General features: G+C 74.9%; 6 protein-coding genes. 3 read left to right on the top strand and 3 right to left on the bottom strand.

The features are described 5' to 3' along the window. Window positions 1-955, top strand: a 955-nt coding sequence (locus OGL89_RS08290; RefSeq protein WP_263119469.1) for an amidase, incomplete at its 5' end; no start/stop codon positions are given. Window positions 956-967: 12 nt separating this feature from the next. Here the strand turns inward: OGL89_RS08290 and OGL89_RS08285 are convergent. From OGL89_RS08285 to OGL89_RS08275, 3 genes are read right to left on the bottom strand one after another with little or no spacing between them, the layout of a single operon-like run. Further along, window positions 968-2,071, bottom strand: a complete 1,104-nt coding sequence (locus OGL89_RS08285) for a substrate-binding domain-containing protein (protein ID WP_263119468.1) — start codon at window positions 2,069-2,071, stop codon at window positions 968-970. Between the two features lie 43 nt (window positions 2,072-2,114). Then, on the bottom strand, window positions 2,115-3,251 hold the full coding sequence (locus OGL89_RS08280) for a substrate-binding domain-containing protein (RefSeq protein ID WP_263119467.1): 1,137 nt from the start codon (window positions 3,249-3,251) through the stop codon (window positions 2,115-2,117). Further along, window positions 3,248-5,152, bottom strand: coding sequence for a heparinase II/III-family protein (locus OGL89_RS08275; RefSeq protein ID WP_263119466.1), 1,905 nt, complete (start codon window positions 5,150-5,152; stop codon window positions 3,248-3,250). Before OGL89_RS08275 ends, OGL89_RS08280 begins: the two co-directional genes overlap by 4 nt. A 197-nt stretch (window positions 5,153-5,349) precedes the next feature. On the opposite strand from OGL89_RS08275, the gene OGL89_RS08270 reads away from it, so the two are divergent. Then, window positions 5,350-7,329: a DUF2264 domain-containing protein gene (locus tag OGL89_RS08270; RefSeq protein ID WP_263119465.1), complete on the top strand. Its 1,980-nt coding sequence runs from the start codon at window positions 5,350-5,352 to the stop codon at window positions 7,327-7,329. Between the two features lie 91 nt (window positions 7,330-7,420). After that, window positions 7,421-8,731, top strand: coding sequence for an extracellular solute-binding protein (locus tag OGL89_RS08265; RefSeq protein WP_263119464.1), 1,311 nt, complete (start codon window positions 7,421-7,423; stop codon window positions 8,729-8,731). Window positions 8,732-8,751: the final 20 nt, after the last annotated feature.

Below are 8,751 nucleotides of genomic sequence, written 5' to 3'. Positions count from 1 at the left end.
ACCCGGGTCGGACGGCGGCGGGTCGGTGCGGATTCCGGCCGCCGCCTGCGGGCTGGTCGGGCTGAAGACCACCCGCGGCCTGCTCCCGGCCGGGGGAGGGGTCGAGTCGCTCGGCGGGCTGGTCACGCACGGTCCGCTGGCCCGGACCACCGCGGACGCGGCCCTGCTGCTGGAGGGCATGCTGCCGCGCGACGCGGACGGCTCGGTGCCGCACCCGCGCACGCTGCGCAGCCCGGCCGACCCTGCCGGGTCGTACCTGGCGGTGGCGCGGAGCGGTGACCTGCCCCGGCTCCGGATCGGGGTCAGCACGTTCAGCGCCTGGGAGGGCGCCTACGACATCCGGCTCGGCGACGACGCCCGGGCGGCGCTGCACCTGGCGGCGGACACCCTGGCCGACCTGGGACACGAGGTGGTGGAGACCGGACGCTGGGAGCCCGACCCCGGGTACGCCCCCGCGTTCCGCACGCTCTGGATGGCCGGGGCGTCCGCGGTGCCGATCGACGACCCGGAGGCGCTGGACCTGCTCGAACCCCTGACCCGCTGGCTGATCGGCGTCGGGCGTCAGGTCCCGGCCCGTCAGGTGGTGGAGGCGGTCGGGGCGCTCGCGGCCTTCGAGCGGACCCTGGTCGGCCGGGTGTCGGCCTACGACGCGGTGCTGCTGCCCGGCATGGCGATGACCCCTCGGCCGATCGGCTGGTACGACGCGCAGGACCCGGAGCGGAACTTCGCGCAGCAGTGCGAGTACACGCCGTACAGCTCGATGATCAACGTGTCCGGGCTGCCCGCGCTGGCCGCGCCGGTGCACTGGACGGCCCCGAGCCAGGGGGCTCCGGCGGGGCTGCCGATGGGGGTGCAGCTGGTCGGGCGCCCGGGCGGGGAGCGGGTGCTGCTGGGGTTGTCGGCGCAGCTGGAGGACGTGCTCCGGTGGGGGGAGCGGCGGCCGCCGGTGTGGTGAGGCCGTCCCGGGTCAGGCCGGCGGCGCGGTGGAGTCGCGCACGATCAGGTGCGGGCTGATCACGACGCGGTGCAGCGGCCGGCCGGGATCGGCGCGGCGCGCGAGGACCAGGTCCACCGCGGCCCGGCCCACCCAGGTGCGCGGCGGGTGGACGGAGGTCAGCGCGGGGCTGAACAGCCCGGCGACCTCGTCGTCGTAGGAGACGACCGACAGGGCGTCCGGCACCCGCACCCCGCGCTCCTCGCAGTGCTGGACCACGCCCATCGCCTCCGGGTCGGAGTGCACCAGCAGGGCGGTCGTGCCGGAGGAGAGCGCCGCCTCGACGACATGCTCGATCCGGTCCTGCCAGTCGGGTGCGCGGCGGTCGGGCAGGTCGAGGTCGACCACGTCCCGGGTGCCGAGGCCGCAGCGGGCGAGCGCGGCGGCCCAGCCCTGCCGGAGGTCGGCGGCGTGCGGGCTGTGACTGCTGAGCGCGACGCCGATCCGGCGGTGACCCAGCCCGACCAGGTGCTGGACGGCGAGCTCGGCACCGACCCGGTGGTCGGTGACCACGGACTCCATCGCGACGTCCTGCGGGGCCCCGGCGACGGTGCGTTCGAGCAGCACGACCGGCAGGTCCAGCTCGGAGAGCCAGCGCAGCACGTCCTGGGCGTGCGGGCTGTCCAGCGAGGGTGCGGCGAGGATGCCCTGGACGCCGTCGCCGGAGGTGAGCAGGCGTTCGAGCTGGGGGCGTTCGTCCTCGGTCTCGTAGGAGGAGCCCCGCAGTCGCAGTCGCAGTCCGTTCTCCCCGGCCCGCTGCTCCGCGCCGCGGGCGACGCTCGGCCAGTAGTAGTCGAGGGAGGGGACCAGGAGGCCCAGCGCCCCGGTGGGCGGCACGGCGGCGGGCGGGTCCGGCCGGGGTGCCGGCGTGGCGTCCCGCACCGCGGTCGCCCCGCCGTGCACGCGTTCGGCCAGGCCCTCGTCCACCAGCTGGCCGAGGTCGCGGCGGACCGTCACCGGGGTGACGCCGAGCTCGGCGGCCAGGTCCGACACCCGGACGGTGCCCTGCTGCCGCAGTGCGTCGAGGAGCTGTGCGCGCCGGCCCGCGGCCAGGTGCCGGGTCGGTCCGTTCGACACGAGTCCATTCTCCGTTCTGCGGCCGGTCGGCTCCGGGCAGACTCTAGCCGTCCAGGTCGTCCGGCAGGCCTGATCGGGAGCGGGGTGCCGGGCCGGTCGAGTCGCGCACCCGGATCGACGGCCGGACCAGCAGCTGGTGGGCGGGACGGTCCGGATGCGCCGCGCGTTCCTGCAGCAGGGCGAGGGCGGCGTGGCCCAGGGCGCCGCGGTGCGGACGCACGGCGGTGAGCGGGAGGCTGAACAGCCCGGCGACCTCGTCGTCGTAGGCGACGACGGACATCTCGCCGGGGATGTCGACCCCGGCGTGCTCGAAGGCCTGGGTCAGGGCGATGGCGGTGGCGTCGGCGTGCACGAGCAGCGCGGTGGTGCCGGTGCGCAGGCACCCGTCGACGATCGCGGCGACGGCGTCCTCCCACCCGGGTCGGCCCGGGTCCGGGGTGGCCAGGTCGAGGGTGGGGGGGAGCCGCGTCGTCGCGTCGGCCCACCCGCGGCGCAGATTCGGCCCCGTGGGGCTGTTCGCGCTCACCACCAGGCCGACCCGTCGATGCCCCAGCTGCGCCAGGTGGTGCGCCGCGGCGGCGGCACCGGCCGCGTGGTCACTGTGCACCGAGTCGAAGGGCGCCGGTGTGGTCCCGGGCGCGGCCGAGCGCTCGGCCAGGACGGTCGGCACACCCGTCGCGGCGAGCCAGGCGAAGGTGTCGCGGGCGCTGGGGACGTCGGTCCGCGGGGCGATGATCAGCCGGTCGCATCCCAGGTCGGTCACCAGTCGTTCGAGCTGGGGCCGGTCGTCGTCGCTGTCATAGGAGCTGCCGCGCAGCACCAGTCGCATGCCCTGGCCGCGCGCGGCCGCCTGGACCGCGCGCGCCACCCCGGGCCAGTAGTAGTCGAGCGAGGGCACGAGCATGCCGATCGTCACGCCCGGCGCGTCCTGGCCGGAGCGGGTGGCCGCACGATCCCAGGAGGTGGCGCCCGGTCGTGCGGCAGTCCGGGGCAGCGCGACCCCGCCGTGCACCCGGTCGACCAGCCCCTGCTCGGCCAGCCGGGCGATGTCCCGGCGCACGGTCACCGGCGTCACCCGGAGCAGCGTGGCGAGTTCCGCCACCCGGATGGTGCCGCGCTGCTCCACCAGGTCCAGCACCTGGGCCCGACGGTCGGCGGCGAGCGGTCCGAGGGTCGTCACGCGGTCGGTTCCACGGTGACCCGCACCGCCCCGGCGGTCCCCGCGGCGAGGGTGAGGGTGAGCCGGGTGAGCACCGTGCCCCACACGTCGGTGAGCATGGGGTCGTCCAGCGCGCGTTCGTCCAGGTCGACGTGGTCGACGTCCCCCGACCAGCGCAGCCGGACCGTCCCGGCCCCGTCCAGCGCCTCGACACGCAGTCCGTCCTCGACCCGGATCACCCGCCCGGCCATCAGCAGCCGGACGCGGGACGGCGCGTCCCTGGTCCCGTCCAGCAGCCAGCGGTCGTCGACGGTCACCGTGCCGGTGACGCGATCGAGCCCGGCGGTCCGGTGCCACTCCAGCGCCCTGGAGTCCGGGTACGCGGCGGCGAGGTCGAGGTGCAGCGAGGAGCCGGTCCGGCTCACGGTCGCGGCGACGTCCCGCGCCGCGGCCCGGAGGGAGGCGGGCTGCCCGACGCCGGCGACCTCGGGCACGTTGTGCCAGGTGGACTGCATGGTCCAGATGTCGTACCGCGCGGGGGAGAAGGTCTGCCGGGTGTAGGTGGGGCGACCGGCGTCGACCAGCACGGGCACTCCGCCCAGCGCCACGACGAACGAGCCGACGTCGTTGTGGTTGTGGTGCTCGTCGTTGTGCCCGCCCTTGACGGCGAGCGTCAGTCCGGCGGTCGCGCCGGCCCGGGGGCGCGCGAGCAGGACCTGCACGGAGGGGAGCCACACGTCCCGGGGCAGCGGTGAGGTGGCCGGGGCGGCCGTGACCCAGTCGGGGTCGGTCAGGGCGTGCAGCAGTCGCCCCAACCCGGCGGTCTCGTCGGCGACCGGCGTCCCCGGCACCCGGTGCGCGGCGGCGTGCCGGACCGCGTCCCCGTCGTGGAAGGCCCGGGCGGCCCGGTGCAGGGCGTGCCAGGGCGGTGTCGCCGGCGGGCGGGCCTGGCCGTCGGCGACGTTGAGGTACCACCCCGCGCCGAGGTGCATCCGATGCGGGAAGGCGACCGTCTCCCGGAGTCGGTCGATCCCGGTGGCGTCGAGGCTCCCCGCCGTCGCGTGCCGCAGCAGGTCCAGTGCCTCCAGCGCCCGGCACGCGCCGTTCCACCAGTAGGCGTATCCCTCGTCGATCGCGCCGTCCACGGGCAGCGCGGCGACGTACCGGTCCAGGCCGGTGACGATCGCCGCGACCAGCTCCGCCCGGCGGGTGTGGTCGTCGACGAGGGCGAGCGAGGCGACCAGCAGGTTCCCGTGGATCCAGGGGTTCCAGTTGTGCACGTCGCCGTCGAGGCCGATCCAGTGCCAGTCGTCGCGTTCCTCGAACGGTCGCAGGACGCGCCGGTCCACCTCCTGCCGGATCCGCCGGCGCAGCCCCGGCCAGCGACGGTCGAGCGACTCGCCGAGCAGGTGGTCGATCCAGGCGAGCTCGGCGGCGACCTCCGCCGCCCCGAGGTCGAGGAAGGGGGCGTCGACGTCCGGCAGCACGTCGCCACGGTGCTCGGCGAACCGGTCGTGGGCCGGCCAGCACCAGGAGGTCTGCTCGCAGAGCAGGAGCACGCCGTCGGCGACCTCGTCGAGCCGGTCGTCGCCGGGCCGGGCGGCGGCGAGCACGGCGGCGCGGGCCAGGCGGTGCTGACGGGCGAACACCCGTTGCTCGTGATCATCCCGGTCCCCGTCGCGGAACAACCGGGCGACGGAGGTCGCGGTCGTCGCGGGCCAGGGGGTCCCGGCGTCGGCGGGCGCGTCGAGGGCGGCCAGGGTCGCCGGGTCGGCGTCGTCCCAGACGCTCCGGTCGGAGGCGGGCGGGACCGGCAGCGCGCTCGCCGAGGGCCGGAGCGCGGTCGCCAGTGCTGCAGCGCCCGCACGCTCGCCCCAGGCCGTGGTCAGCGGGCCGACGAACGGCTTGACCCTGGTCGCCATCTGTCCTCCGTCGTTCCGGTCCCGTCGTGATCGTTTGTGATCGTAACAGTTCGATGATCGTTAAAGTTCGCTTAGACGCTTGACATGTTCGAAACGTGGCGCTTCACTCAACTCCTGCCAGGACGAGTGATCCAGGACACAACCTGATCGCGATCCCGTCCCGTCCCGCACCGGCTTCGACGGAGAAGACCAGCACCGTGACCGCAACCGCAGCAGCATCCGACGCCTCCGACCGGCGTGTGCAGTCCCCGCACACCGGCTGGACCCGTGGGACCTGGCTGTCGCTCGCCGACAGTCTGCTCGCCGGGGTGCGTCCGTACGCCTCCGAGGGCCACGCCCGGATCACCCCGCCCGGTCCGGCCGGCGGCTACGGCCGGGACGTCGACGGACTGGAGGGCTTCGCCCGGACCTTCCTGCTCGCGGGCTTCCGCCTGGCCGGAGAGCGGGGAGCCGATCCCACGCACCTGGCGCAGTGGTACGCCGAGGGGATCGCCGCCGGCACCGATCCGCACGCCGCCGACCGCTGGGTGCGGCTCGACGAGCACCCCCAGGCCAAGGTGGAGGCCGCCTCGATCGCGCTGGTGCTCGACCTGACCCGGCCGTGGATCTGGGACCGCCTGACCCCCCGGGTGCAGGAGCAGGTCGTCGACTACCTGAGCCCCGCGGTCGGCGACCCCACCTACCCCCGGATCAACTGGGTCTGGTTCCGGCTGGTGGTGCAGACCTTCCTGCGCTCGGTCGGCGGCCCCTGGTCGGCGGAGGACGTCGCCGAGGACCTGGCCACCCACGACACCTTCGCCCGCGCGGACGGCTGGCTGTCCGACGGCGCCGAGCGGTCCTACGACCACTACGTCGGCTGGGCCCTGCACCTCTACCCGACCCTGTGGGCGCGGATGGCCGGTGCGACCGACCTGCGTCCGGCCGCCGCCCGTGCCGCCGACGTCACCGCGCTGGACCGCTACCTCGCCGACGCCGTGCACCTGATCGGCGCGGACGGCTCACCGCTGCTCCAGGGCCGCAGTCTGGTGTACCGGTTCGCGGCCGCCGCGCCGTTCTGGGTCGGAGCCCTGGCGCAGGTGCCGTCGCTCTCCCCGGGCCTCCTGCGCCGGGCCGCCTCCGGGGTGATGCGGCACTTCACCGAGGCCGGGGCACCCGACCGGCGCGGACTGCTCACCCTCGGCTGGCACGGCGCCTGGCCGCGCCTGGCGCAGTCCTACTCCGGGCCGGGATCCCCGTACTGGGCGAGCAAGGGCCTGCTGGGACTCGCCCTGCCGGCCGAGCACCCGGTCTGGACCGCGACCGAGGAGCCGCTGCCGATCGAGTCCGCCGACACCCTGCGGGCGGTCCGCGCTCCCGGCTGGGTGGTGGCCGGGACCCGGGAGGACGGGATCGTGCGGGTGCTCAACCACGGCACGGACCACGCCGTCCCGGGGGCGACCACCGGGGACTCCCCGCTCTACGCGTCGCTCGGCTACTCCACCGCCACCGCCCCGCTGCTGGACGAGGCCGCCTGGACCGAGCCGCTCGACGGAGTCGTCACGCTGGTCGACGCCGCCGGGCGGGTCGGCCATCGCACCGGCTTCGAGACGCTGGAGTGCCGGGTGGACGACGGGACGGTCGGCGTCGCCGCCTCGCGGTCGAGCACGCACTGGCTGGTCCCGGACGCGGTCCAGGAGCAGCACGGCTCCGGGCTGGCGGGCCACGCCGAACCCGCCGGGACGCTGGTGGTGATCTCGCTGGCCCGCGGCCCCCGGGAGCTCCGGCTGGTCCGGGTGGAGGAGGTCGCCCGCACCGGTCTGCGGCTGCGGTACGGCGGCTGGCCGGTCGTCGGCCCCACCACCGAGAGCGCCGTCACCGCCACCACCGTGCACGCCACCGCGGGCGGGCTCACCTCCGGTCTGGCCGTGATCCGGGGCGGACCGTCCCGGTCCGGTGTGCGACAGCGGTCCGACGCCAGCCCGCTCGGCGACCCGGCGCACGTGCCGTGGATCGACCAGCCCGCGGCGACCGGCACCTGGTCCGCGGTGCTGGTGACCCTGTCCCGGCTCGCCGCCGTCCCGGCCGATCCGGTGCGGGTCGAGGTCCGGGACGTCCCGGGTGCCACCGAGGTCCGGGTCCGGTGGCCCGACGGGGTCGGCACCCGGTCGGTCGTCGCGACCCGCGCACCGCACGACTGACAGCTCTGCCCGTTTTTCCCGGCCGGTCACCGTGGCCCGCCGGCACCGACCGGGTCCCAACGGTGGGACCCGGATCTGAGAAGGAGCAACGATGAAGCGCTCACAGATGACCGCTGTCGGCGTCGCCGCCGCGGTGGCGCTCTCCCTCGCCGCCTGTGGTGGCGGGGACGCCGGGTCGGACGACTCCGGCTCGGCCGGCCCGGTCACGCTGAAGATCTCGGGCTGGGCCCTGAACGCCACCCCCGAGTTCCAGGCGCTCGCCGACGGCTATCACGAGGAGAACCCGGACGTCACGGTCGAGGTCGTCGAGTACCGCGACGGCAACGACTACGACACCCAGATCATCTCCGACCTGGCCGCCGGGACCGCCCCGGACCTGTACGTCCTGAAGAACCTCAACAAGCTGTGGACCTTCCAGACCGGCGGGCAGCTGCTGGACGTCTCGGACGTGGCCGGTGAGCTCGACGGCGACGTGTCCGGCGTGGACAGCTACGAGATCGACGGCAAGACCTGGGCGATCCCGTACCGCCAGGACTCCTGGCTGCTCTACTACAACAAGGACCTGTTCGACGCCGCCGGGGTGGACTACCCGGACGGCTCCTGGACCTGGGACGACTACGCCGACGCCGCCGAGACGCTCACCGCGGGGCTGGGCGACCAGGGCGCCAAGGGCACCTACCAGCACTCCTGGCAGTCGCTGGTCCAGGGCTTCGCGCTCGCCCAGACCCCGGACGCGGACCTGCTCAGCGGCGACTACAGCTACCTCGAGCCGTACTACCAGCGCTCGGTCGACCTGCAGGACGCGGGGGCCCAGCAGACCTACGGCACGGTGACCACCAGCTCGCTGACCTACCAGGCCGAGTTCGGCACCCAGAAGGCCGCGATGCTGCCGATGGGCTCCTGGTACATCGGGACGCTGCTCGCGCAGCAGGAGAACGGCGAGGCCGACGACTTCTCCTGGGGCATCGCCCCGGCACCGCAGTTCGACGACAGCACCACCGGCACCGACAACACACCGGTCACGTTCGGCGACCCGACCGCGTTCGGGATCAACCCCGCGATCGACGACGCCAAGCTCGACGCCGCCAAGGACTTCCTGACCTGGGTGGCCGGTGAGGGCGGGGCCACCGTGCTCAGCGAGCTCGGCGTGACCCCGGCGCTGACCAACGACGCGGTCACCGAGACGTTCTTCGGCCTGGACGGCATGCCCGCCGACGACCTGTCGAAGTTCGCGTTCTCCACCCATGACACCCGGCCGGAGAACCCGGTCGCGGCCGAGACGGCCTCGGTGCAGAGCATCCTCAACGACGCCCACTCCGCGATCATGTCCGGCAGCTCGTCGGTGGCCGACGGGATCTCCGAGGCCGAGGACCGGGTCGCCTCCGAGGTCGGACTCGGCTGACCTGCCCGTTCTCCCGGTCG

This window comes from Cellulomonas sp. RIT-PI-Y (assembly GCF_025642745.1).
Taxonomy (GTDB): domain Bacteria; phylum Actinomycetota; class Actinomycetes; order Actinomycetales; family Cellulomonadaceae; genus Cellulomonas.
Note: the sequence above shows the minus strand (reverse complement) of the source record. Positions and strands in the feature narration are given on the sequence as shown.